The 24117-nt window shown below is 72.8% G+C and carries 19 protein-coding genes; 9 read left to right on the forward strand and 10 right to left on the reverse strand.

Annotated elements, in window-relative coordinates:
• Positions 1-5 precede the first annotated feature (5 nt).
• Complete coding sequence (locus tag ACN27C_RS08765; RefSeq protein ID WP_422750895.1) at positions 6-2540, reverse strand: putative bifunctional diguanylate cyclase/phosphodiesterase; 2535 nt, start codon at positions 2538-2540, stop codon at positions 6-8.
• 543 nt (positions 2541-3083) lie between these two features.
• Between ACN27C_RS08765 and ACN27C_RS08770 the strand changes: the two genes are divergently transcribed.
• From ACN27C_RS08770 to ACN27C_RS08790, 5 genes are all read left to right on the forward strand, one after another.
• Positions 3084-6092 carry a tetratricopeptide repeat protein gene (locus tag ACN27C_RS08770; protein ID WP_422750896.1) on the forward strand — a complete coding sequence of 1003 codons (3009 nt, stop codon included), beginning with the start codon at positions 3084-3086 and terminating at the stop codon, positions 6090-6092.
• A 235-nt stretch (positions 6093-6327) separates the two neighbouring features.
• Entirely contained in the window at positions 6328-6819 is a 492-nt protein-coding gene (gene moaC / locus ACN27C_RS08775) for a cyclic pyranopterin monophosphate synthase MoaC (RefSeq protein ID WP_252451841.1), read from the forward strand.
• A complete protein-coding gene (locus ACN27C_RS08780) occupies positions 6816-7286 on the forward strand; it encodes a MogA/MoaB family molybdenum cofactor biosynthesis protein (protein WP_013477514.1) in 471 nt (156 codons plus the stop codon). Before moaC ends, ACN27C_RS08780 begins: the two co-directional genes overlap by 4 nt.
• Before the next feature lie 37 nt (positions 7287-7323).
• Complete coding sequence (locus ACN27C_RS08785; protein ID WP_421499190.1) at positions 7324-8583, forward strand: molybdopterin molybdotransferase MoeA; 1260 nt, start codon at positions 7324-7326, stop codon at positions 8581-8583.
• Positions 8584-8618: 35 nt separating this feature from the next.
• On the forward strand, positions 8619-9044 hold the full coding sequence (locus tag ACN27C_RS08790; RefSeq protein WP_422751597.1) for a molybdenum cofactor biosynthesis protein MoaE: 426 nt from the start codon (positions 8619-8621) through the stop codon (positions 9042-9044).
• A 4-nt stretch (positions 9045-9048) separates the two neighbouring features.
• Here ACN27C_RS08790 and ACN27C_RS08795 read toward each other — a convergent pair whose 3' ends face one another.
• Both ACN27C_RS08795 and ACN27C_RS08800 read right to left on the reverse strand, forming a co-directional pair.
• On the reverse strand, positions 9049-10473 hold the full coding sequence (locus ACN27C_RS08795) for a glycosyltransferase 87 family protein (RefSeq protein WP_422750897.1): 1425 nt from the start codon (positions 10471-10473) through the stop codon (positions 9049-9051).
• A gap of 206 nt (positions 10474-10679) precedes the next feature.
• Entirely contained in the window at positions 10680-11225 is a 546-nt protein-coding gene (locus ACN27C_RS08800) for a DoxX family protein (RefSeq protein WP_120572551.1), read from the reverse strand.
• A gap of 135 nt (positions 11226-11360) precedes the next feature.
• On the opposite strand from ACN27C_RS08800, the gene ACN27C_RS08805 reads away from it, so the two are divergent.
• Positions 11361-11906 carry a GNAT family N-acetyltransferase gene (locus tag ACN27C_RS08805; RefSeq protein ID WP_120572552.1) on the forward strand — a complete coding sequence of 182 codons (546 nt, stop codon included), beginning with the start codon at positions 11361-11363 and terminating at the stop codon, positions 11904-11906.
• Between the two features lie 20 nt (positions 11907-11926).
• Here the strand turns inward: ACN27C_RS08805 and ACN27C_RS08810 are convergent, their stop codons facing one another.
• Positions 11927-13162 (reverse strand): ATP-binding protein, encoded by a 1236-nt coding sequence (locus ACN27C_RS08810; protein WP_120572553.1) that lies wholly within the window; start codon positions 13160-13162, stop codon positions 11927-11929.
• A 167-nt stretch (positions 13163-13329) separates the two neighbouring features.
• Positions 13330-14166: an LppU/SCO3897 family protein gene (locus tag ACN27C_RS08815; protein WP_358170571.1), complete on the reverse strand. Its 837-nt coding sequence runs from the start codon at positions 14164-14166 to the stop codon at positions 13330-13332.
• 85 nt (positions 14167-14251) lie between these two features.
• Between ACN27C_RS08815 and ACN27C_RS08820 the strand changes: the two genes are divergently transcribed.
• Together ACN27C_RS08820 and ACN27C_RS08825 are read left to right on the forward strand one after the other, a co-directional pair.
• Positions 14252-15259: an EamA family transporter gene (locus ACN27C_RS08820; RefSeq protein ID WP_244933168.1), complete on the forward strand. Its 1008-nt coding sequence runs from the start codon at positions 14252-14254 to the stop codon at positions 15257-15259.
• 11 nt (positions 15260-15270) lie between these two features.
• Entirely contained in the window at positions 15271-15900 is a 630-nt protein-coding gene (locus tag ACN27C_RS08825; protein ID WP_422750898.1) for a prepilin peptidase, read from the forward strand.
• A 9-nt stretch (positions 15901-15909) separates the two neighbouring features.
• On the opposite strand, the gene ACN27C_RS08830 is transcribed toward ACN27C_RS08825, so the two are convergent.
• The 5 genes from ACN27C_RS08830 to ACN27C_RS08850 form a co-directional block, all read right to left on the reverse strand.
• Positions 15910-19095: a UvrD-helicase domain-containing protein gene (locus ACN27C_RS08830; protein WP_422750899.1), complete on the reverse strand. Its 3186-nt coding sequence runs from the start codon at positions 19093-19095 to the stop codon at positions 15910-15912.
• 94 nt (positions 19096-19189) lie between these two features.
• Positions 19190-20452 carry a metallophosphoesterase gene (locus ACN27C_RS08835; RefSeq protein ID WP_422750900.1) on the reverse strand — a complete coding sequence of 421 codons (1263 nt, stop codon included), beginning with the start codon at positions 20450-20452 and terminating at the stop codon, positions 19190-19192.
• Positions 20453-20472: 20 nt separating this feature from the next.
• A complete protein-coding gene (locus tag ACN27C_RS08840; protein WP_013289332.1) occupies positions 20473-20718 on the reverse strand; it encodes a MoaD/ThiS family protein in 246 nt (81 codons plus the stop codon).
• Positions 20719-20720: 2 nt separating this feature from the next.
• The gene (gene moaA / locus ACN27C_RS08845) at positions 20721-21734 is read right to left on the reverse strand and encodes a GTP 3',8-cyclase MoaA (protein ID WP_120572556.1); all 1014 of its coding nucleotides are present in this window, start codon (positions 21732-21734) and stop codon (positions 20721-20723) included.
• Entirely contained in the window at positions 21731-22645 is a 915-nt protein-coding gene (locus ACN27C_RS08850) for a fructosamine kinase family protein (protein WP_120572557.1), read from the reverse strand. The genes moaA and ACN27C_RS08850 overlap by 4 nt, the downstream gene beginning before the upstream one ends.
• A gap of 152 nt (positions 22646-22797) precedes the next feature.
• On the opposite strand from ACN27C_RS08850, the gene ACN27C_RS08855 reads away from it, so the two are divergent.
• Entirely contained in the window at positions 22798-24117 is a 1320-nt protein-coding gene (locus ACN27C_RS08855; RefSeq protein WP_422750901.1) for a DUF4192 domain-containing protein, read from the forward strand.

The raw sequence follows: 24117 nt of genomic DNA on the forward strand, positions 1-24117 counted from the left end.
CCGGGTCAGGGTTGCCGGGCGTCGGTGGCGGCGGGGGGCGCCGGGCGGGTGCGTCCGGTGCGGCGGCCGGGGAGGCGGATGACGGCGCCGGCGTCGTGCAGCGCGGGTGCGAGCGCGCCGGTCCGGCCGCCGTGGCCGCGATGGAGGGCGGCGAGCAGCGCGGCCGCGGGCAGCGGGCGGGCGAACAGGTGGCCCTGCCCGGCGGCGCAGCCGAGTTCCCAGAGCGCGCGGCGTTGCGGTTCGCTCTCCACGCCCTCGGCGACCACCGTGAGGTCGAGGCTGCGGCCGAGGTCGAGGGTGGAGCGGATCACGGCGGCGGCTTCGGGTGCGGTCTCCATGGCGCCGACGAAGCTGCGGTCGATCTTCAGTTCGTGCACGGGGATGCGGGAGAGCAGGGAGAGCGACGAGTAGCCGGTGCCGAAGTCGTCGAGTGCCAGCCGGACGCCGGAGTCACGCAGGCGGCTGAGTACGCGGTCGACCACGTCGAGCTGGCTGAGCGTGAGCGTCTCGGTCAGTTCCAGCACGAGCCGGTCCGGCGGGAGGTCGTGGGCGCGCAGCCGGGCCAGTACCGCGCCGGGGAAGCGGGCGTCGAGCAGGCTGCGTGGGGACACGTTGACCGAGACGGGCAGGTCGAAGCCGGCGTCGCGCCAAGAGCCGGCGGCGATGAGCGCCTGGTCGAGGATCGCCTCGGCGAACGCGGGGAGCAGCCCGGAGCGTTCCACCGCTTCGAGGAAGCGCAGCGGGTCGATGAGCCCGTGGGTGGGGTGGTGCCAGCGGGCCAGGGCTTCGGCGCCGATCACCTCGCCGCCGGCCAGGTCGACGATGGGCTGGAAGTTGACCGTGAACTCGTGGTCGGCGACGGCGCGGGGCAGTTCGCCACCGAGGGTGAGCCGGCTCAGGTCGGCGGTGTCGCGGGCCGGCGCGTACGTGGCGACGCGTTGGCCGGCACGTTTGGCCTGGTACATGGCCACGTCGGCGCGGCGCAGCAGTTCCGCCATGCCGCCGGTGGCGGGGGCGACCGCGATGCCGCCGCTGGCCTCCACGCTGATCCGCATGCCGTCGAGGTCCAGCGGGTCGTGCAGCGCGGCGAGCAGGGCCTCGGCGCGGTGGGCGGCGACGGCCGGGGCGGGCAGGCCGCGCAGGAGTACGGCGAACTCGTCGCCGCCGAGCCGGGCGACCAGGTCGTCGGGGCGGGCCGCGTCGCGCAGCCGTTCGGCGACCTGGATCAGCACCCGGTCACCGGCGCCGTGCCCGAGGGTGTCGTTGACCTCCTTGAAGTGGTTGAGGTCGATCAGCACCAGCGCGGTGACGCCGTCGGCGTGCCGGGTGGTGAGCTGGGCGCTGCCCTCGTCGAGCAGGTGTCGCCGGTTGGACAGGCCGGTGAGGGCGTCGTGGGTGGCGGCGTAGGCGTGGTCCTCGGCGATGCGGGCGAGTTCGGCGTACGCCTGGGCGTTGCGGACCGCCGTGCAGAGGGCGGAGGCGAAGGTACGCAGGGTGTACTGCTCGCGTTCGGAGAGTTCGACCGGGCCGGCGAACCGGAGCCGCAGCACGCCGACGTCGTCGGTGCGGTTGTGGCCCTCCAACGGGACCGGCATGACCTGACCGTCGACGGCGCTGGGCTGCGGGGCTGTTCCGTCGTACGCGATGTCGGTGCCGTTGCCCCGGACGGTGCGTCCGCCGTCGCGCAGCTCGATCTCGACCTCGTCGGCGGAGAAGAGTTCGCTGGCCTCGGTGACCGCGGTGGTGAGCACCTGGTCGAGGTCGACCACGTTGAGGGCGTCGGTGGCGCGGGCCAGGCGTTGCCATGCCTGCTGCTCGGTGCGGGTGCGGATCCGGGCGGAGTAGGCCAGGTGCAGGCTGAGGACGAGCGGTGGCACGGCGAGCAGCAATCGGGGGTCGGCTCGCAGGATGAGTACCGTGCACGCGGCGACGAGGAAGCGGACCGCGAAGCCGGCGACCCGCAGGTCGAGGTCGGTGCGGAACTGCCGGACGACGGGCGTCCCGGACGCGAGCGCGATGACCGGCATGGCCAGGAGATCATCGAGGAGCGCCGCTACCAGGTAGACGATGGCCAGGGTGCCTATGAGGCCACCTATCGACGGCGACTCACCCGGCCAGTCGAGGAGCGACGCGACGGCAACCGTGCCGCCTGCGATCAGCACGTTCTTGCCGATTCCGAAGGCTGACTTGATTGCCGGCAGACGAAGGATGATCGAGGACGCGGCGACACCCAGGACGGTGCTGGCGACGACCCAGGAGGCCGGCGCGATCGCTACACCCAACACCACAGCTGTTTCGACCCAGGCGATGGAGTGCGTGGTGGAGCGGATCCGGATCGACGCCTTGACGACACCGCCCAGCGTGATCATGAAGATGAGCGTGGCGAAGGTTCCGATGTCCCGGACCGAATCGGGAAGAGTTCGGGGCAGGGAGGCGATGGCGCCGACCACCACGCCTGACGCGAGAACGACGATGAGACCGACGAGCGTCAGCAGACGTCGATCGGTCCCAGCATCGCGTCGTCCGGCGGTGCGACTCATGCAGCTCCCAGGGCTGAGAGGCTGACGCACGTCGCTGGTGGGTTGCCAGCGGCGTGACCAAGAGCTTACCGCGAGGAGTTTCTCGGCGAGAAGTGCCGCATTTCAGTGCCACTCGCTACCGCGCATCTCCGAACTCCTTTCCTGCTCTTTTCGAAGCCTTTACGGCGGGGCAAAACCTCGAAAGGAGCTTAGGAGAGGAAAGGTCCTGGTTAGAAGACATAAATGTCGCTATGCGCAATATCAGCTAAGTCTGTGCTAATTAATGACGTTCTGTCCATCGTGGTGATGCAGAGCGAAGTCGCAAGTATCCTGCCGGTGCTTGCCCGGTTGCGGATTGCAACCAGGGTCAGCCGCACCTCGCGTGATGCTGTCAGCCTGGGTGACCCTTAGGCGGGAATACAACCGTCGGGCGGCGCAGCTTTCATGCCTCAATGGCCGCATCGGTGGCGCCCCTGCTCCTCGGTAGCCGGTCAGCGACGGCCCGCAGTGAAGACTAGGATTCAACTAGCGTAATTGAGTTCGCGAAATCCGGAGTCGGACGGCGTGAAGATTCGGGTTCTCGGCGGCCTGGCGGCGTACCACGAGGGCGGGTCGGTGCACCTCGGCACCCCGAAGCAGCAGCTTGTCCTGGGGATGCTCGCCGTACACGCGGGTCGGCTCGTGACCCTCGACAAGCTGGTGGACGAACTGTGGCCAGACTCGCCTCCTCGCTCGGCCGTACCTAACGTCCGCACATATGCGGCCAACCTCAGGCGGACGTTCGTCGATGCCGACGGAGAAGCGGTGGTCGTTCGCCAGCCGGGCGGATACCAACTGTTGATCGGTCCGGATGCGGTCGACCTGGCCCGGATCGAGCGCCAGGTCGCCCACGGGCGTGCCATGGTCGACGCAGGCCAGGCAAGCGCCGCAATCCGTGTGCTCACCGATGCTGTCGACGACTGGTCGGGTCTACTTCTTCCCGGGCTGCCACTGGGGCCGGTGTTGTCCGCCCGCCGCGAAGTGGCCGAACGGGAACACGAGGCTGCGTTGGTGCTCCTGGCCGGCTTACACCTGGGCTCTGGGCGGCCGGAGGAGGCCATCCGGCTTCTTCGACCCCATGCCGCCCGTCAACCCACCCGGGAACGGCTTCAGACGGTTCTCATGGAAGCTCTGATTGCTGGTGGGGACTCGGCCGGAGCGTCCGCCGTCTACCGGTCCACTCGGGCGGCGCTAAATGAAGAATTGGGCGTGCGGCCGGGTTCGCGGCTGGACGAGCTGCATCGAAAGGCACTTGAGGCCGGCCGGCGGCTGCCGAACTCGCCTGACCGGTCGGCGTCCCCTGAGGGGGCGCCTTCCGTAAGTTGGCTTCCTCGGCCGACAACCGACTTCGTCGGTCGACAGGACGTGCTGGACCGGCTGCTGCGCGAAATCAGGAGACGTTCGGAGCAGGCGGCCGTCATCCAGGTGATCGACGGGATGGCGGGCTGCGGCAAGACGACTCTCGCAGTCCGGCTGGCCGAGCTGTTGCGAACGCGGCATCCGGACGGCCAGCTGTTCGTCGATCTGCGAGGCCATGGAGAAACCGCCGCTCTGGAACCGCAGGCGGTCCTGTTGACACTGCTTCGACAGTTGGGCGTGCCTCCAGGGCGGGTGCCGACCGACTTCGAGGATCGAGCCGATCTCTGGCGCCGTGAGCTGGCACAACGCAGGACGGTGCTGGTCTTGGACAACGCGGCGAGCGTTGAGCAGGTGCTCCCGCTGTTGCCCGAAGGCGTGGGAACCGTAGTGCTGATAACCACGCGGTCGAGGCTGCTCGCAACCGAACTTGGAGTTCCGGAGTCCCTGGGAGTCCTGACCTCTGCCGAGGCCGTCGCCCTGCTCGCCTCCACCGCTGGTGCAGATCGGGTGCGAGCGGAGGCGGAGGCGGCAGACGAGGTGGTACGCCGCTGCGGCTGTCTTCCCCTGGCCATACGGCTTGCAGGAGCACGGTTGGCGCACCGCCCGAGTTGGCTGGTTGCGGATCTGGCGGCTCGACTCGCCGACGAACGCGGTCGGCTAGGCCAGATCGCAGTAGGTGACCGGACGTTGGTGGACGCGTTCTCGACCTCCTATGAACCGCTCGATGAGCGAAGTCGGCAGGTGTTCCGGCTTCTCGCGCTTCATCCCGGCGACGATCTCAGTTCACCGATGGCGGCGGCATTGGCCGATCTCCCGCTTCCCGAGACCGAGCGGGTTCTTGACGAACTGGTGGATCGCCATCTGCTCGAGGAGAAGACGAGCGGGCGCTATCGGTTGCACGACCTGGTTCGCGAGTACGCCAGTGGGCTCTCGCGGCGCATCGATCCGCCGCGGGTTCTACGGGAGGCGACAGACCGGCTTCTCGAGCTGTGTCTTCACGCTGCACTGTCCGTGGCGCTGGAGCTGGAGCCGCGCCTGAAGGCAAGCGAGCTGGTCGCCGAGCCGCCTTCCCGCCCGGATCTGGTTGCGGCGATCAGCCCGGACATAGAATGGCTGGAACGCGAACGGAATACCCTCACTGCTCTCGTGGTTTACGCCACACAAATGGGTCATGACCAATTCTCCTGGCGGCTGGCGCGCTCGCTCTGGCGCTTTTTCTACATGAGAACGTATTTCGACGACATGCTGTCGACCCACCGGTGTGGCTTGCGCTCCGCCCAGCGTCTCGGCGATCGAAAGGCGACCGCCCAGATGCAGAACTACCTCGCCTCCGCCTACGTGCGAACCGGTGACTATCCCGCAGCGACCAAACTGGTGGAGTCAGCGGTTGAAATTTACGAGGAGTTGGGCGACACGCGTAATGCGGCTCGGTACCGTGCCAATCTTACGGTCGTCTACTGGTTGACGGGGCAACTCGAGGCGGCGGCGCATTTGGGCGCGTATCTACGACGGGAGGTGTTGCTGGGCCGCCATGCCTGGATCGATCTCGTGCTACCGAATCACGGCATCGCGCTGGCAGCGATCGGTAGGTACCAGGAGGCGTTGCAACTTCATCGATTACACCTGTTCCTGGCGAGATCTGCATCAGACCAATTTCAATTGCTCAATGCTCTGGGGCACATCGGCATGGTCAGGTCGAGGATGGGGGACTTCGAACCTGCTGTTCGGATCATGGAAGCTTCGCTGCGGCTACGGGATCGGACGGGCCACCGCTACGGCGAGCCGGAGCTTCGGGTGGATCTCGGCATCGCCCTACGTGAGCTCAACCGGTTGGACGAAGCTCGTCATCAGCACGAAACAGCCTTGCGGTTGGCGCTCGACAATGGTGAACGCCACGCTCAGTGCGCCGCCTTTAACGAACTCGGTACGACCGCCGGAGCCCAGGGATACCCGCAGGAAGCGATTCGCCTGCATGAACAGGCTCTGAAGCTGGCCAGCCGTATCGCACACCCTCAGGAACAAGGCCGTGCTCTGACTCGGCTCGGTAGTCTCCTGTCGGACAAGGATCCGGACGAAGCGCGCCGGCTGTGGCGGAGGGCGCTGGCCATCTTCGAGCGAATCGGTGGACCGGAACAGCAGCGAGTCCGCGCTCTGCTCCTCGGCGTGAGCCACTGAACCGGCTTATCGATTTCTTATCGCGGCGTTCGTTAGCGTCCCCGGCATCGGCCACGGGGTGGGTCCACCGTCCGAGCGGACCCGGCCGAACGAGGCCCCCACCGTCAGTTCTCCCCAGCGAATCGGCGGTGGGCAGGTGAGGGAGGAGCGTCGTGCACCGGCACCCGACACGACGCTCCTCCCCGCCGCAGGCCGGGGCACCCGCGGCGTCGTACCCGGCGGATAGGGTCGGGCCGTGACCGAACCCGCGCAGCTCACCCACGTCGACCCGGCCGGTGCGGCCCGGATGGTCGACGTCTCCGCCAAGCCGGTCTCGGGCCGGCTCGCGGTCGCCGCCGGCCGCCTCCGCACCACCGCCGAGGTGGTGGACCTGCTGCGTCGCGACGGCCTGCCCAAGGGCGACGCGCTGGCCGTCGGCCGGCTCGCCGGCATCATGGGGGCCAAGCGCACGCCCGACCTGATCCCGCTGTGCCACCCGATCGCGTTGCACGGCGTCACCGTCGACCTGGAGCTCACCGCCGACACGGTGGAGATCACGGCTACGGCGAAGACGGCCGACCGCACGGGCGTCGAGATGGAGGCGCTGACCGCGGTGGCGGTCGCCGGGCTCGCCCTGGTCGACATGGTGAAGGCGGTCGACCCGGCCGCGTCGGTGGACGCCGTGCGGGTGCTCCGCAAGGAGGGCGGCAAGACCGGCGAGTGGGTCCGGCCGGAGGACCGGCCGTGATCCGGGCCCGGGTGATCGTGGCGTCCAACCGGGCCGCCGCGGGGGTGTACGAGGACACCAGCGGCCCGCTGCTCGTGACCGGGCTGCGCGAGCTGGGGTGCGAGGTCGACGCGCCGGTGGTCGTGCCGGACGGCGAACCGGTCGGTGACGCCCTGCGCGCGGCCCGCGCCGACGGCGTCGACGTGGTACTGACCAGCGGTGGCACCGGCATCACCCCGACCGATCGCACGCCCGACGTGACGCGCGCGCTGCTCGACTACGAGATCCCCGGCATCGCCGAGGCGATCCGCGCGCACAGCCGCGACACCGTGCCGACGGCGGCGTTGTCCCGAGGGCTGGCCGGGGTGACCGGCCGGACGCTCGTGGTCAACCTGCCCGGCTCGCGGGGTGGTGCCCGGGACGGCCTGGCCGTGCTCGGGCCGATCCTGCGGCACGCCGTCGACCAGCTTCGCGGCGGCGACCACTGAACCCGCGCGACACGTGCCCCGGCGCTAGGCTCGCCGGATGAGCACGGAAACCGAAGCCGCCACGGCCGAGGCGGGCACGCCACCCCCGGCCGGGTGGGAGGAGGCCCGCTCCCGGGTGTACGCGGTGGGCCTGTCCGCCGCGCTTCCCGCGGTCGCCCGTCCGCTGGCCGAGGCCGACGGGCACACCCTGGCCGAGCCGCTGACCACGCGTACCGACCTGCCCGCGTTCCCGACCTCCAGCGTGGACGGCTGGGCGGTGCGCGGCCCGGGGCCGTGGCGGGTTGTCGGGCGGGTGCTCGCCGGGCACACCGCGCCTCCGTTGGAGGCCGACGGCAGCACGGTGGAGATCGCCACCGGCGCGATGGTTCCCGAGGGCACGACGGCGATCCTGCGGATCGAGGAGTCGACGCGTACGGCGGACGGCCTGGTGTCCGGCACGCCCCGCACGGCGCCGGAGTGGCGGGAGCCGGGCGAGGAGGCGTGCCTCGGGGAGGAACTGCTGCCGGCCGGCACCCCCGTGGACCCGGCGGTGATGGGCCTGGCCGCCTCCTGCGGGCTCGACACGCTGCGGGTCCGCCGCCCACCCCGGGCCGCGCTGCTGGTCTTCGGCGACGAACTGCTCACCTCCGGTCCGCCCGGTGCGGGCCGGGTCCGTGACGCGCTCGGTCCGTCGGTGCCGGCCTGGCTGCGCCGCTACGGCTGCCAGGTGCGTGCGGCCGACGTGGTCGGCCCGGTCGCCGACACGCTGCCCGCGCACGTGGCGGCGCTGCGGGGCGCGCTCGCCAACGCCGACCTGGTCTGCACCACCGGCGGCACCATGCACGGCCCGGTCGACCACCTGCACCCGACGCTGGAGGCGCTCGGCGCCGACTACGTGGTGAACACCGTGGCGGTGCGTCCCGGTTTCCCGATGCTGCTCGCCCGGCTGGTGGACGGCGACGGGCGGGTGCGGTTCGTGGCCGGCCTGCCCGGCAACCCGCAGTCAGCGGTGGTGGCGCTCGTGTCGCTCGTCGCTCCCCTGCTCGCCGGTCTCACCGGACGGCCGATGCCGGTGCTGCCGCACGTGACGCTCGCCGAGCCGATTCCCGGGCGTGGCGACTACACCCATCTGGCGCTGGCCCGCTGGGACCGCGTCGCCGGCACCGCGTACCCGGTGCGGCACGTCGGCTCGGCGATGCTGCGAGGGCTGGCCGGCGCGGACGGGTTCGCGGTCATCCGGCCCGGCACCAGCGGCGCGGCCGGCGACCGGGTGCCGCTCGTGCCGCTGCCACTGACCCCCGGGGAGCGATTCGGGTGAGCGCGACGAACGAGCCGACGGGAGACGTCGTGACAGTGGAAGCAGGCGTGGTGCTCGGCGCGGTGACCGACCGGCCGCTCGACCTGGCCGCGCACGAGGTGGCGGTCGCCGACCGCCGGGCCGGCGCGGTGGTGTCCTTCCAGGGCGTGGTCCGCGACCACGACCACGGGCGGGGGGTCACCCGGCTGGAGTACGAGGGCCACCCCACCGCCGAGGCGGTGCTGCGCGAGGTGGCGGCCGAGGTCGCGGCCGACCCGCAGGTGTACGCGGTGGCGGTGTCGCACCGGATCGGCCCGCTGGAGATCGGGGACGTGGCACTGGTGGCGGCCGTCAGCACGGCGCACCGGGCGGCCGCGTTCGCCGCCTGCGCACGCCTGGTCGACGAGGTGAAGGCGCGGCTGCCGATCTGGAAGCGCCAGGTCTTCGACGACGGCACCGAGGAGTGGGTGAACTGCCCCTGAACGCTCAGCGCCGGGCGGCGAGCGCGGCGGTGCGGCCCAGCCGTTCGTGGTAGAACGCCGGTTCGGCGCCGGGGCGCCACGGCAGCGCCGCGACGAGCACGATCAGCGCGATGGCCAGGGAGTTCTCCATCAACGCGCCGAACAGGCCGTCCTGGTAGTGGGACACCTCGGGGAGCTGGTGCTCGTACGGCCAGATCGGTGAGATCAGGAACAGCAGGTAGAGCCCGAGCGCGCCGACGCCGTGGCGGAGCCCGGTGAGCGTCGGGTACCAGATCGGCGGGCGCAGTGTCGGCACGCCGTTGGCCGACGGTCCGCCGGTGCCGCGTGGCGGCAGGCCGCGGCTGGCTTCGCGGCGGCGTACCGCGGCGTCGGCCAGCACGATGATCGCCGGGATGACCCAGATCAGGTGGTGCGACCAGGAGATCGGGCTGATCACGTTGGCGGTGAGCCCGACCAGCGTGAACGCGGTCAGCTCGTCGCCGTCGGCGCGGGCGCTCATCGCCCGGGACAGGCCCAGCGCGAGGATCAGCACCGAGAACGCCAGCCAGAGCAGGCCGGGCGTCTCGATCGAGTCGTAGAGCCGCGCCAGCAGACCGGCGAGGGACTGGTTGGCGGTCATGTCCGCCGCACCGACCCGCTCGGTCTGCCACAGCACGCCGGTGAAGTACGCGCGGGACTCCTCACCGAGTACGCCGAACGTCGCGATGGTCACGCCGACAGCGGTGCCGACGGCGGTGAGCGCGGCCCGCCACTGCCGGGTGAGCATCAGGTAGGCCACGAACAACGCCGGGGTGAGCTTGACCGCTGTGGCGAGCCCGATGCCCACACCGGCCCAGGTACCGCTGTAGACGAACCGGGCCAGCGGCGAGTCGGCCGTCTCGTAGTGGGTGCCCCGCTTGGCCCGCCAGCGCAGGCCCACCATGTCCGCCATGATCAGCACGAAGAGCAGCAGGTTGACCTGCCCGTAGCCGAGCGTCTCCCGGGACGGCTCGATGGCGACCGCGAGCGGGGTGGCGATGCCGACGGTGAACCAGAGCGGCCAGCCGAGCCGGTCCACGATGGGGCGCAGCAGCGCGGCGAGGACGACAGCGAGCGCGCCGATGCTGGCGAGCGCGTTGACGAAACCGGCACCGTCGACCGGCAGCCAGGACATCGGCAGCATGACCAGGGCGGCGAACGGCGGGTAGGTGAAACCCAGCGTGGTCGAGGGCGCGACGAAGTCGTACAGCTCGTTGCCGCCGGCCCACCACAGCACGGCGCCGTGGTAGATCTTCATGTCGAAGAAGTTGTACGGCCGTCCGAAGGCTCCGATGGCGAGCCACGCGGCGTACGACACGGCGGCGACGACGCCGAGACGCATGACGATCCGGCGGTCGACGCGGGAGGTCGGGGCGAGGCGGTTGGTCCGTCTACCGACTGTCGTCGGCATGGCGTGGCCACCCCCGTACCAAGGTCGTCGTACCCGTCCAGGTCCAGAACGGAGCCTAGAACGGCGCCTCACGTTGCTGCCTCCCGCGTTACGCGACCGTGTCCGATCCCACACGTGTTTTTGACATTTCCACCGCGTTAACGGGTCTCGGACGGTTCAGGTGATTGGTGGCCTTGCGGGGGGTGGCGGCCGTACGAAAACGCTTGTCAGCCGGGCATGCGGCGGGCGGTCGACGCGGAGCGTACGGCGATCTTCGCCTCGCGTCGCGCGGTGCGGACCGCACGCTTGACCGACCGGCGCGAGTGGTCGATCCGGTGTCCGGCGCGCCAGCGCAGGCCCGGCTTGCCCTCGGTGTCGGCGGCGGCGAGGAGGAGGCCGCCGAGCAGGCCGAGGTTCTTCAGGAAGTGGATCTGGTTGTTGTTGCGGGCGGCCGGGTCGTCGTTGTTCCAGAAGGCGTGACCGGCGGCGGTGGTCGGGATCAGCGTGGCCGCGAGCACCAGCGCGGCCGGACGGGTGAACCGGCCGGTGGCGAACATCAGGCCGCCGACGAGCTGGGTGGCGGCGTTGGCCCGGATCAGCGAGACCGTGTCGGTGGGGATGCGGGGGTGCACGTTCTGGATCAGCGGGGCGACCTTCCCGGTGACCGGTTCCGCGGCCTGCACCAGGCGTTCCGGGTTGCGCAGGTTGCGGGCGCCGCTGACCACGAAGATGCCGCTCAACATGACTCGGGCGAGGGAGCGCACGGGCTTCATGGCTCAGTCTTACCCCGTCGGGGACGTCGTCATCCCCGCAACACACGAAAGGTATCGGCCGACGTGGACGTCCGATCGGTATCGATTTCAGCGACCGTCGCGGATGGACCGGTCGCGTTCGGTAAGGTCGCGCGGGTGACGACGCTGCGACTGCGCCCGGAGGGCCCCGCCGACGAGGCGCCGGTGGCCCGGGTGCTGGCCGCCGCCTTCGCCCGTCCCGACGTGGCCACCCCACCGGAGGTCGGCCTGGTCGAGGAGTTGCGGCACAGCCCGGCGTGGATTCCGGAGCTAGCCATGGTCGCCGAGTACGGCGGCGAGGTGGTGGCGTACGCGCTGCTCACGCGCGTCGGCGTACGCACCGAACGCGGCACCTGGCCGGCGCTGGCCCTGGGTCCGGTGGCGGTGGCCCGGCACCGGCAGCGGCTGGGGCACGGCACGGCGGCGGTGCAGGCGGCGCTGGACGCCGCGACCGAGCTGGGCGAACGGCTGGTGGTGGTGCTGGGCGATCCGGCCTACTACCGGCGGTTCGGGTTCGGCCCGGCCGACCGGCTGGGCCTGACCAGTCCCTGGTCCGGGCTGGGGGAGCCGTGGCAGGCGCTGGTGCTGCCGCCGTCGGCGAGCGGAGAGCCGCCACCGCCGGCCGGCGAGGTGGTCTTCCCGCCGCCGTGGTCGCGGGTCTGAGGCCGTTTTAAAAGCAGCGGTCAGGCGGGCTGGGTGCGCAGGTAGCGGCCGAAGTGCGGCACTGTGAACGCCACGGTTCCCCGCTCGCCGGAGTAGATCAGCCCCTTCTTGATCAGTGCGTCCCGGGCCGGGGAGAGACTGGCCGGCTTGCGGCCGAGCGCGCGGGCGATCTCGGCGGTGGGCACCGCCGCGTCCATGTCGTCCCGGCCGCCCTCCTCGCCGTCCACCAGCGCCAGCGTGGCCATCGCGCGCATGTACTCGCGTTCGGCGGGGGTGGCCCGCTCGAACCGGGAGCCGAAGAACCCCACCGCCAGCTCGGCCTCCGCCTCCGGCGCGGCGACCCGGACGTCCGCAGCGGTGATCGGTGAGCGGGGCGCGTGGTCCCAGGTGGCCTTGCCGTACGCCTGGACGAAGTAGGGATAGCCGCCGGACTTCTCGTAGAGCAGGTCGAGGGCCTTCTGCTCGTACTCGACCTCCTCCCGCTCGGCCGGCGCGCAGAGCGCCTGGTCGGCGGCGATCCGGTCGAGCCGGTCGATGCGCTGGTAGCGGTAGAGCCGCTCCGAGTAGGACTTGGCGGCGCTGAGGACTGCGGGCAGGTGCGGCAGTCCCGCGCCCACGACGATGAGCGGCGCGCCGAGCTGGGACAGCTCGTGGCAGGCGGCGCAGAGCGCGGAGACGTCCTCGGCGCCGACGTCCTGCATCTCGTCGATGAAGACGGCGATGCCGGTGCCGACGTCGGTGGCGACCGCCGCCGCGTCGCTGAGCAGCTCGACCAGGTCGATCTCGATGTCGCCGGAGTCGGCGCGTCCGCTGCTGGCCGGCACGTCGATGCCGGGCTGCCAGCGGTCGCGCAGCTTGGGCGCCGCGCCGCCGCGCCCGGTGGGAGCGGAGCGTTGCGCGAACGCCTTGAGTACGCCGAGGAACGCGTCGATCCGGTCCGGGGCGCGGTGCCGGGGCGCCAGTTCGCGGACCGCCATGTGCAGCGCGGCGGCGATCGGCCGGCGCAGCGACTGGTCCGGCCGGGCCTCGATCTTGCCGGTGCCCCAGAGGTGGTTGATCGCCTCGGAGCGCAGCGTGTTGAGCAGGACCGTCTTGCCCACTCCCCGCAGGCCGGTGAGCATCAGGCTGCGTTCGGGGCGACCGCGCGCGATCCGTTCCAGCACCACGTCGAAGACGTCCAGTTCCCGCCCCCGCCCGGCGAGTTCGGGCGGGCGCTGGCCGGCGCCCGGTGCGTACGGGTTGCGGACCGGATCCACGAATCGCACAGTATCGGGTTCTCTAGGGACCAGGCTAGATGCGCGTAGAGGCGGCTACCGCGTGTCGGCCTCGACATAAAACTAGGGCTGTCTAGCGTGGATGCTAGACAGCCCTAGTTTTGGCTACCGGCGCTGATCCGTGGCGCGCCCGGCGAGGCTGTCGGCGCTCAGCGGCGCTTCAGGCAGAGCACGAAGTCGAGCGTGTCCAGCTCGCTGTCGAAGAAGTACCAGTCGGTGTAGCCGGCCACCTTCCCGCACTTCGCCTCCGCGTCCTTCTTGCCGCTCGTCGCGCCGTCGATGCGGCGCAGCACCTCGTACGTCTTCGGGGCGCAGTCGGCGATCACCAGCTTCGGCTGGCCGCCGCCACCCTCGTTGGCGACGCACTGGCCCGCCTTGACGAAGCGCGGATCGGTGGAGGAGGCCGGGGCCGCCGTCGTGGGCGTCGTGTCGGCCGGATCGCTCGGCGGCGCCTCGCTCGAATCCGCAGCCGGCGGGGTGGCAGCGGTCGTACCGCCGGTCGGGGTCTGCTCGTCCCGGCCCACCATCCAGTACGCCCCGGCGCCGCCCAGCAGCAGCACGGCCAGCACGATCACGACCACCAGCAGCGGACCCTTCCCGCGCTTCGGCGGCGTCGGCTCGGCGTACGGCGGCTGGCCACCGCCGTACTGCGGCCCGGCGTAGGGGTCGCCCGGGTGGCCCTGCTGCGGCGGCCCGGGGGACCAGGCCGGACCGGGCTCGTAGCGCTGCGCCGGCGGCCCGTACCGGTCGGCGGGCCCGTACTGCTGCGTGGGCGGCCCGTACTGGTCGGCGGGCGGTCCGTACTGATCGGCCGGCGGACCGTACGGCCGCGCGCCCGGCGGCGGGCCGTACTGCGGGTCGGGTTGCGGGGCGTAACGCGGGTCGCCCTGCGGCGCGTAGCGGGGATCGGGCTGCGGGGCGTAGCCGTCGTCGGGCCGCCCCCAGGGCTCGGGAGAGCCGCCGCCCGGTGGACCGAAGTTCGACATGAACGCCTCCTGCGTACGCCAGTGCTGAGAGGCCGGCCACCAACTGGGGACGCCGACGCCGTGGTCACCGTAGCGTGGTCCCACGATGAGCTCACGCCCCACGAGTGCGACGAACGTCGTCGATTCCGCGACGCCGCCGGCCCGCACCGCGCTGATCTGGACCGCCCTCGTGCTGGTCTACCTGCTCTGGGGCTCGACCTACCTGGGCATCCGGGTCGCGGTCGAGTCCCTGCCGCCACTCATCTCCGCGGCGATGCGGTTCGCCGCCGCCGCGGTGGTGCTCGCCGTGGTGCTGCGCCTGCGGCGCGGACCGGGCGCTCTGCGGGTGCCCGCGCGCCGCGTCGGCTCCGCCGCGCTCGTCGGCGTGCTGCTGCTGGCCGGCGGCAACGGTCTGGTGGTGCTCGCCGAGTCCGGGCCGCCCGGCACCGCCGTACCCTCCGGTGTCGCCGCGCTGCTCGTCGCCACGGTGCCGCTGCTCGTGGTGCTGCTGCGCACGGCAGGCGGGGACCGGCCGCGACCGTGGACGTTCCTCGGGGTGGCGCTCGGCTTCGCCGGCCTGGTCCTGCTCGTGCTGCCCCGGGACGGGGTGGACGGCGTGCCCGTGGCCGGAGCGCTGACAGTGGTGGCAGCGGCGGCGAGCTGGTCGGTCGGCTCGTACCTGTCCGGGAAGATCCTGATGCCCGCCGACCCGTTCGTGGCCACCGTCTACGAGATGGTGGCCGGCGCGGCGGTGCTCGCGCTCGTCGGCGTGGCCCGGGGCGAGCTGCGCGGCTTCTCCTTCGCCGACGTGACCGGACGGTCCTGGGCGGCGATGGCCTACCTGATGGTGGCCGGATCGCTCGTCGCGTTCACCGCGTACGTCTGGCTGCTCGCCCACGCGCCGATCTCCCTGGTCTCCACGTACGCGTACGTGAACCCGGTGGTCGCGGTGGCGCTCGGCGCGTTGTTCGTCGCGGAACCGATCACCTCGCAGGTGCTGATGGGCGGCGCGGTCATCGTGGTCGGCGTGGCGGTGGTGGTGAGCACCGAGCGACCCCGCCGGTCCCCGCCACCAGCCGTCGACGGGGCAGCCGGAGAACCTGCCCGGCGGTAGCGTCCCGGTCCGTGTCGGCGCTGCTGGTGACGGGGGTCGCGCTGCTCGGCGCGGTGGTCGGGTGGGCGGCCGTACCGGTCGGCCGGTCGTTCGTCACCGTTTCCGCCGGCGGCGCTCCGCGCCGGGGAGCGTTCGCCTTGGCCGGTGCCGTGGTGTTCGGCGGGCTCGCCGCCGCCCGGGGCGGCGAGCCAGCGCTACCCGCGTTGCTGCTGGTCGCCGCCGCCGGGCTGGTCCTCGCGGTCACCGACGTGTCCGCGCTGCGGCTGCCCGACCCGCTCGTCGGCGTGGTCGCGCTCGGCGGCGGGCTCGGCCTGACCGCTGCCACGGCGACCGCCGGTGAACCGCGCCGCCTGGCCGTCGCGGTGGCCGGGGCCGCGCTCTCCTTCACCGGGTACGCGCTGCTGGCGCTGCTGCCCCGCGCCCGACTCGGCTTCGGCGACGTGAAGCTCGCCGCCGCGCTCGGGCTGCCGCTGGGCTGGCTCGGCTGGCCGGCGCTGCGCCTCGGGCTGCTCCTGCCGCACGTGCTCGCCGGTACGGCGGTGCTCGTCCTGCTCGCCACCGGCCGGGTACGCCGGGACACCCCGGTGCCGTTCGGCCCGGCGCTGCTCGGCGGCGCGTGGCTCGCCGCCGTCCTCACCTGAGAGGTGCCGTCAGATCAGCCGGAGCTGGTGGTCCTTCGGGCGGCGGGGTTCGGTCGCGTCCAGGCGCTCGAACAGCGCCGGGTCGATCACGTCGAGGAACGGCGACGGGCGGGAGTCGCGTTCCGCGCCGTGCCGGGCGCGCCGGCCCGCGTGGCTGACGTAGAGCCGGTCCTGCGCCCGGGTCAGCCCGACGAAGAACAGCCGCCGCTCCTCGGCCACCGCGTCGTCGTCCGGCTCGGAGCCGGGCCAGCGCAGCGGCAGCAGACCGTCCTCGGCGCCGACCAGGAACACCACCGGGAACTCCAGGCCCTTCGCGGCGTGCAGCGTGAGCAGCGTGACGGCCTCGGCACGAGGGTCGAGCGCGTCCACCTCCGCGCCGGTGGCGAGCTGGTTGAGGAACAGCTCCAGGTCGTCGCCGCAGCGCCGGGCCAGCGGGGTGAGCAGGTCCACCGCCGTGCGGACGTCCTCGGGGCGTACCGCGCCGGAGCCGTCCAGCGTGGGCACCGCGAAGCGCTCGGCCAGGATCTGCCCGGCCTGGCGTACCCGGGCGGCGAGCGAGCCGTCGAGACCGGCGTGGCGCAGCTCGCGGGCGATGGCCGGCACGCCGGGACGGTCGCGCAGCCGGTCGTGCGAGCGCTTCTGCACCGGGATGTTCGCCCGGGCCAGCGCGTCCACGATCGGCGCGGCCTGGGCGTCGGTGCGGTACAGCACCGCGATGTCGGAGAAGGACAGCGAGGTGGCCCGCCCGTCGATCCGCCCCGAGTCGAGCGAGCGGTGGGACAGGCCGCCGACCAGCTCGTCCACGGTACGGACCACGAAGTCGGCCTCGTCATAGGCGGAACTCGCCGCGTACCGGCCGACGAGCGGCGCCTCCGGGTCGAGCCGGGCCGGGTCGAGACGCCGGCCGCGCACCAGCGACGACGGCGCGATGGCCTGCACGGCGGCGGCCAGGATCGGCGCCGAGGAGCGGTAGTTGCGGTTCAGCCGGACCAGCCGCGCGTCGGTGAAGTCCTGCGAGAACCGCAGGAAGTAGCCCACGTCGGCGCCCCGGAACGAGTAGATCGCCTGGTCCGGGTCACCGATCGCGCACAGGTTGCCGTCCGGCGGGCTGAGCAGCCGCAGCAGCTCGTACTGCACCGCGTCGACGTCCTGGTACTCGTCGACGAAGATCCACTTCCACCGCTCGCGGTACTCCCGGACCAGCTTCCGGTCGCCCTTCAACAGTGCCACCGGCAGCGTCAGCAGCTCGTCCAGGTCGACCAGATCCCGCTTGCGCAGCAGCGCCGTGTACCGCTCGTCGTCGTCACCGGCCTCGGCGCGCGCCGCCGCCCGGTCCGCGTCGTCGGCGATCCGGAAGTCCGCCGGCAGCCCGGCCGCCGCCGCGTTCTCCCGCAGCACGGTCAGGCCGAGCGAGTGGAACGTGCCCACAGTGACGTCCTCGGCGACCGGGCCGAGCAGCCCGTCCAGCCGGTGCCGCAGCTCCTCGGCCGCCCGCCGGGTGAACGTGATCGCCAGGCACTGGTCCGGGAAGACGTTCAGCTCCGCGCACAGGTACGCGATCCGGTGGGTGAGCGTCCGGGTCTTGCCGGTGCCCGGACCGGCCACGATCAGCAGCGGGCCACCCGGCGCCGACGCGGCCACCCGCTGCATCGCGTCCAGCCGGTCCAGCAGGCCGGTGCCGACCTCCTCCATGCCGGCGAGCATCGGCTCGAACGGCTCGTGCGGGGACGGCGGCGGCGCGATCGGGGGCGCGGGCGGCGGCGTCCGCTTCGGCTCGGGCCGGGCCGCCGCCGGGCGCTTGGCCTTCGGCTTCGGCGCCGGCTCCGCGGGCCGCCGCTGCGCGGGCACCGGTACGTCGAACAGCGTCTCCTGCCCGGCCCGGGCACCCGAGGCGCCCAGTTCCGCCGGGTCGAACAGCGTGATCACGCCGTACTCGCCGTCGTAGCCCGGCACCCGGCGTACCTCGCCGCGGCGCAGCCGGCCGATGCCCTCCGCGAGCAGCTCGCCGCCGACGCGGCCGATCTCCTCGATCGGCGTACGCGTCAGGATCTCCAGCTCCGGGCCGAGCGCGGCGATCAGCTCGTTGAGCTTGCCCTCGACCTTCTTCGACCGCGCGCCGACCCGGTTCAGCTCGCTAAGGATCTCGGCCAGCGGCACCAGATGGGTCACCTCGCGGGCGTGCGCCGGACGGTGCCCGGCCGGCCGGTCCGCCAGCTCCTCGATCCGGCTGAGTACGCCCACGGTCAGCGGCTTGCCGCACTCCGGGCAGCGTCCGCCCGCCTCGCGGGTCCGTTCCGGCGACCAGTTCACGCCGCACAGGCGGTGCCCGTCGGCGTGGTACTTGCCCTCCTCCGGGAAGAATTCCACGGTGCCCGCGAGCCCGTCGCCGGTACGCAGCGCCTCGCGGATGGCGAAGTAGTCGCGGGCCGCGGTGAGGACGGTTGCCTCCCGGGCCAGCGCGGGCGGCGAGTGCGCGTCCGAGTTCGACACCAGCTGGTAGCGGTCCAGGCTGCCGACCCGCCAGTTCATCTCCGGGTCGGACGACAGGCCGGTCTCCACCGCGAAGATGTGCTCGGCCAGGTCGGCGTAACAGTCGGCGATCGCGTCGAAGCCGGACTTCGAGCCGAGCGCGGAGAACCAGGGCGTCCAGATGTGCGCGGGCACCAGGAAGCCGTCCGGGCTCGCCTCCAGCGTGATCTCCAGCAGGTCGCGGGAGTCCAGCCCGAGGATCGGCCGGCCGTCCGAGCCGAGGTTGCCGATCCGGCCCAGCGCGGTGTTGAACCGGGCCACCGCGTCCAGGTCCGGCAGGTAGATCAGGTGGTGCACCTTGCGCGTACGGTCGTCGCGCTTGTAGATCGTGGAGATCTCCACGCTCAGCATGTACCGGACCGGGTCCGCCTCCGCCTCACTGGCGAGCCGGGGCGGCAGTCGCCGGGCGACGTCCCGCTCCGCCTCGGGCGAGAGCCGGTACAGGCCCGGCTCGGCCGGGTGCAGTGTCTCGCGCAGGTGGTCGTACCAGGCGGGATGGGTGAAGTCGCCGGTGCCGAGCACGCCGATGCCCTTACGCCGGGCCCACCAGGCCAGGTTCGGCAGGGTCAGGTCGCGGCTGCACGCGCGGGAGTACTTCGAGTGGATGTGCAGATCCGCGACGTACGGCGGGAGGCCACCGGGGGGTGCGGCGCTGAACGGAGGCACGCCGCATCCTGTCACGTCCGGTCCCCCGCCCGCCCGTCGCCACGCGTACGGGTGACCTGAGCAATGCGGTGCTGGACTCGGCGGCCCATGCACGCTATTGAGCGCGCAGCTCGACGAGCGTCACCTGGGGAGGCGCGCCCACCCGCACCGGCGGGCCCCAGAAACCGGCGCCGTTCGTGACGTAGACCTTCGTGCCGTCGACCTCGCCGAGACCGGAGACCACCGGCTGTTCGAGCTTCACCGCCAGGTTGAACGGCACCATCTGGCCGCCGTGCGTGTGTCCGGAGAGTTGGAGGTCGACGCCGAACTTCGCGGCCTCCTGCGCGGCCACCGGCTGGTGCGCCATCAGCACCACCGGCCGGCTCGGGTCACGGTCGCCGAGGGCGGCGGCGTAGTCGGCGGGTGCGGCCACCCCGGTGCCGGCGGCGCTCACGTCGTTCACCCCGGCGAGGTCCAGCACGCCGCCCCGGGCCTGGATCTCCAGCCGCTCGTTCTGGAGCACGCGCAGGCCGAGCCGGTCCACCTCGCGGACCCACTCCTCCACGCCGGAGTAGTACTCGTGGTTGCCGGTGACGAAGAAGCTGCCGTACCGGGACTGCAGGTCACGCAGCGGCTCGGCGGCCTCGCCCAGCTCGGCCACCGTGCCGTCGACCAGGTCACCGACCACAGCGACCAGGTCGGCGTCCATCCGGTTGATCATCGCGACGATCCGCTCGGTGTGCGCCCGGCCGCGCAACGGCCCGAGGTGGATGTCGGAGACCGTGGCGATACGCAGGCCGTCCATGCTCCGGGGCAGCTTCGCCAGCGGGATCTGCACCCGGTCGAGCTGCGGCGGACCCATCGCGGTGCGGACGCCGTACCCGGTGACGCCGGCGGCGGTGAGCCCGGCGAAGATCGCCGCTCCGCGGGCGAGCAGCAGTCGCCGGGAGGGGTCGTGGTCCGGCGCGTGGGTACCGGCCGGCGGCGCGTCGGCGGGGTCGACCGGCGGCGGCGTCGCGCCCTCCGCCGTCGCCGCGCCCACGAGTGCGGGCTCGGGCTCCGGGCCGGCGGCGACCGCCGAGCGGGCCCGGCGGCGCAGCACCAGCCGGACCACCGCGGTCGGCACCTCCAGCACCAGCAGCAGCACCAGCAGGTAGAACATCAGCGCGACCCAGAGGTAGCCGGGCCAGGCCAGCCAGTACCAGCCGTTGCGGGTGCCGGCCATGGTCACCGGTACGAGCACCGCCAGCGCCGCGATCGCCACGCCACCGGCCCGGCGCCACCGCCCGGGGCGCGTGGTGTCCCGGACCAGCCGCTTCCACAGGTAGAAGTGGATCAGGCCGATCACGAGCACGACGAAGCCCAGGAATGTCGCCATGGCCAGCACGTGTGTCCCCCTCAGCCGCCTGCGAAGGGCGGCAGCACGTCCACCGTCACCCCGGCCGGCAACAGTGCCCGTCGATCATGACAGGCCACGCCGTCGACCAGGAAACTCGCCGCCTTCAGCACCACCGCGAGGCGTTCGCCGTGCCGGGCGGCCAGGTCATCGAGGAGTTCGTCCAGGGACCGGCCGGCGGATGCGGTCTCCTCGGATCGTCCGGCGGCCGCGCGGGCGCCGGCGAAGTAGCGGACCGTGAGTTCCATCCTCAGCCTCCGATCGCCGACATCGAGCGCGCGGGCTGGAGGAACGCCGGGTCGTCGATGCCGTGCCCGGCCCGCTTGGCCCACATCGCGGCACGCCAGCGGCGGGCCAGTTCCTCGTCGTCGGCGCCGTCGCGCAACGCGCCGCGCAGGTCCGACTCCTCGGTGGCGAACAGGCAGTTGCGTACCTGGCCGTCGGCGGTGAGCCGGGTGCGGTCGCAGTCGCCGCAGAACGGCCGGGTCACGCTGGCGATCACCCCGACGCGGGCCGGCCCGCCGTCCACCAGCCACGTCTCGGCCGGTGCCGCGCCCCGCTCGGACGGGTCCGGCGTCAGCGCGAACGCGGCGTGCAGCGAGGCCAGGATCTCGTCGGCGGTGACCATGGTCGAGCGGTCCCAGCCGTGCTGGGCGTCGAGCGGCATCTGCTCGATGAACCGCAGCTCGTAGCCGTGCGCGAGCGCGAACCGCAGCAGCTCCGGCGCCTCGTCGTCGTTCGTGCCGCGCATGAGCACCGAGTTGATCTTCACCGGGGTCAGCCCGGCCTCCGCCGCGCCGGCCAGCCCGGCGAGCACGTCGGTGAGCCGGTCACGGCGGGTCAGCGCGGTGAACCGGTCGCGGTCCAGCGTGTCCAGCGAGACATTGACGCGGTCCAGCCCGGCCGCGCGCAGCGCCGGCGCCATCCGGGCCAGGCCGATGCCGTTGGTGGTCAGCGAGATGCGCGGCCGGGGCGTGAGCGCGGCGACCGCCGCAACGATGCCGGGCAGGCCCGGGCGGATGAGCGGCTCGCCGCCGGTGAAGCGCACCTCGGTGATGCCGAGCCGCGACACCGCGACACCCACCAGCCGGATGATCTCGTCGTCGGTGAGCAGTTGCGGACCGGCCAGCCAGGGCAGACCCTCGGCCGGCATGCAGTAGGTGCAGCGCAGGTTGCACTTGTCGGTCAGCGAGACCCGCAGGTCCCGCGCGACACGGCCGTACCGGTCGGCGAGGACGCCGTCGCTCGTCCCGGGGGCGCTCATCTGTCGACCGTAGCGCGGTCGGGCCCACGGAGGGCGGCACGGGCGGTCGAGCGCACCGCGTCCGCGTACGCCGCGCCGAAGATCGCGGTGTGCACGAGCAGCAGATGCAACTGGTGCAGCGGCACCCGTTCCCGCCATCCGTCAGCCGGCGGCCACGCCTCCCGGTAGGCGGCCGTGATCCGGTCCAGGTGCGGCGGGCCGCCGAACAGGGCGAGCTGCGCCAGGTCGGTCTCGCGGTGGCCGCCGTGCGCGGCCGGGTCGACCAGCCAGACCCGGCCGTCGGCGCCCCAGAGCAGGTTGCCGGGCCAGAGATCACCGTGCAGCCGGGCCGGCGGCTCGTCACCGCCGAACTCGCCGATCCGGTCGACGACCTGCTCGACGAGCGCCGCCCCGGCGTCGTCGAGCGCGCCGCCGTCGACCGACATGCGCAGGTAGGGCAGGAGCCGGTGCCGGGCGAACCAGTCCGGCCAGGGACCGGGGCCGGGCGTGTTGTCCTGCGGCAGCGCGCCGATGAACCCGGGCCAGTCCGCGCCGAACGCGGGTGCCCCGGCCCGATGCAGCCCGGCCAGGTCGCGGCCGAACACCTCCGCGGCCTCCGGCGTCGGTTCGCCGGGCTCCACCCAGTCGAGCGCCAGCAGGTCGGGCAGGGCGACGAGCACATCCGGTACGGGCACCGAGCCGGCCTCGCGCAGCCAGCGCAGACCGGCCGCCTCGGCGGCGAAGAAGCCCTCCGGCAGCGCACGCGCGGCCCGTTCCGGCCAGGTCTTGGCGAACACCGAGTGCCCGTCGTCGAGCGTCAGCCGGGAGGCCGCGCAGATGTCACCGCCGGAGACCGGGGTCTCCCGGATCCGCTGGTGGGTCAGGAAGGTCGGCAGGTGCTCCGGGTGTGCCCGCAGGTATGCCAGGTCCATGAGCGCAAGGTAGCGGTTACCCCGGACATCCGTGTGCCGAGAAGCGCCGTCGATCACCGCTGACCTGGACCGATACGCTCCGTATCTGTGGACGGACCGCGTGTCGTCCACAGGGGCGGACGCGGTGACCCGCGACCGCCCACGCTCCCGGCATGAACTCCACCGAGCCAGCGCGCCTCTCCGTCCGCTCGCCGGCCGACATGGTCGCGGCCGTGCCCTACCTGCTCGGCTTCCATCCCGCCGACAGCGTCGTGGTGGTCGCCGTACGCGGCCGGCGCGTCGTCTTCGCCGCCCGCGGCGACCTGCCCGCGCCCGGAGCCGACCCCGGCCCGGCAGCCCGGCACCTGGCGCACGTGGTGGCCCGGCAGGACGCCGACGCCGCCACTGTCGTCGGCTACGGTCCGGCCGCCCGGGTGACAGGCGTCGTGGACGCGATCGGCGACGCGCTGACCGCCACCGGGGTGGTGGTGCTCGACGCGCTGCGGGTCACCGAGGGCCGCTGGTTCTCGTACCTGTGCGCCGAGCCGTCCTGCTGCCCGCCCGAGGGCACCCTGTACGACCCGGCCGCCAGCCAGGTCAGCGCGGCGGCGGTGTTCGCCGGTCAGGTGGCCCTGCCCGACCGGGCCGCGCTCGCGGCGCAGGTGTCCCCGCTCGACGGGCCGGTCCGGCTCGCCATGCGCCGGGCCACCGGGCGGGCACGCCTCCGCCTGGCCGCGCTCACCGGACGGCCGTCCTCATCGTCGGCGGAAAGCCCGCTCAGCGGAGCACCGGCCGACGGCTCCGGGCCGTACGTGAAGTCCCCGGTTCCGGGCGACGGCTCCGGGCTGGGCGAGGCCGTCCCGGTTTCGGCCGACGGTCCCGGGCTGAGCGGGGAGCCGCTGGTCCCGGCGGAGGGTCCCGGCCTGGGCGGGGAGCCGCTTGTCCCGGCAGACGGTCCCGGGTCGGGCGGGGAGCAGCTGGTCCTGGCCGACGGTCCCGGGTCGGATGGGCGGTCGCCGGTCGCGGACGGCGGTGCCGGATCGGGTGGGGAGCCGCGGGCCGTGCGGACGGCGGGCACGGCGGCCGTGCGAGCCGCCTTCCGGCGGCAGCGGCGCGGCGAGCGGCTGGACGACGACGAGGTGGCCTGGCTGACGGTGCTCCTCACCCACGTCGAGGTACGCGACCACGCCTGGTCCCGCACCGACGGCCGGGACGAGGACATCAGCCTCTGGACCGACGTGCTGCGACGCGCCGAGCCGGACCTGATCGCCGCGCCGGGATGCCTGCTCGCGTTCGCCGCCTGGCGCTCGGGGCACGGGGCACTGGCGGCTGTCGCCCTGGAACGGGTGCTGTCCGCCCACCCCGGCTACTCGCTCGCGGTGCTGCTCGACGAGGCGCTCCGGCGCGGAGTCGCCCCGTCCGCGCTGGACGGGTGGCCCGGTTCCGGCGACGGCGCGGTGCTGCGGCGCCGCCGACGCCGGCCACGCCGGTGA

Origin of the sequence: Micromonospora sp. WMMD1219 (assembly GCF_049315215.1) — a bacterium.
Lineage (GTDB): Bacteria > Actinomycetota > Actinomycetes > Mycobacteriales > Micromonosporaceae > Micromonospora > Micromonospora tulbaghiae.